Origin of the sequence: Egicoccus sp. AB-alg2 (assembly GCF_041821065.1) — a bacterium.
Lineage (GTDB): Bacteria > Actinomycetota > Nitriliruptoria > Nitriliruptorales > Nitriliruptoraceae > Egicoccus.
This window is the reverse complement of record NZ_JBGUAX010000026.1, coordinates 1-639: the sequence shown is the minus strand read 5'-3', so window position 1 is coordinate 639 and position 639 is coordinate 1. Positions and strand designations below refer to the sequence as shown.

Annotated in this window: 1 protein-coding gene; it reads right to left on the bottom strand. The window is 68.5% G+C overall.

All coding sequences use genetic code 11. The features are described 5' to 3' along the window. Positions 1–639, bottom strand: a 639-nt coding sequence (locus tag ACERM0_RS22750; RefSeq protein ID WP_373680887.1) for an acyl-CoA carboxylase subunit beta, incomplete at both ends; no start/stop codon positions are given.

Below are 639 nucleotides of genomic sequence, written 5' to 3'. Positions count from 1 at the left end.
CGGCCAGGCCAGGTTCACGTCCGCGCCGAGGTGCTTGGACCCCATCACGTCGTAGGCGCCGCCGTAGGCCTTGCGCACGATCACGGTCAGCTTGGGCACGGACGCCTCGGCATAGGCGTACAGCAGCTTCGCGCCGTGGCGGATGATCCCGCCGTACTCCTGGTCCGTGCCGGGCAGGAACCCCGGCACGTCCACGAACGTCACGATCGGGATGTTGAACGCATCGCAGAACCGCACGAACCGTGCGGCCTTCTCCGAGCTGTCGATGTCCAGCACGCCGGCCAGGAACGCCGGCTGGTTGCCGACCACCCCGACGGTCTGGCCGTCCAGGCGGGCGAGACCGACCACGATGTTCTCCGCGTAGTGCTGGTGCACCTCGAGGAACTCGCCGTCGTCGACCACGTGACGCACGATGTCGCGCACGTCGTAGGGCTGGTTCGAGCTGTCGGGCACGAACGCGTCCAGCTCCGGGATCAGCCGGTCGGGGTCGTCGCCGGTGTCGACCACCGGCGGCAGCTCGAGGTTGTTCGCGGGCAGGAAGCTCAGCAGGTACTTGACGTCCTCGAGGCAGCTCTCCTCGTCCTCGGCGGCGAAGTGCGCCACGCCCGACTTGGTCGCGTGCGACATCGCCCCACCCAA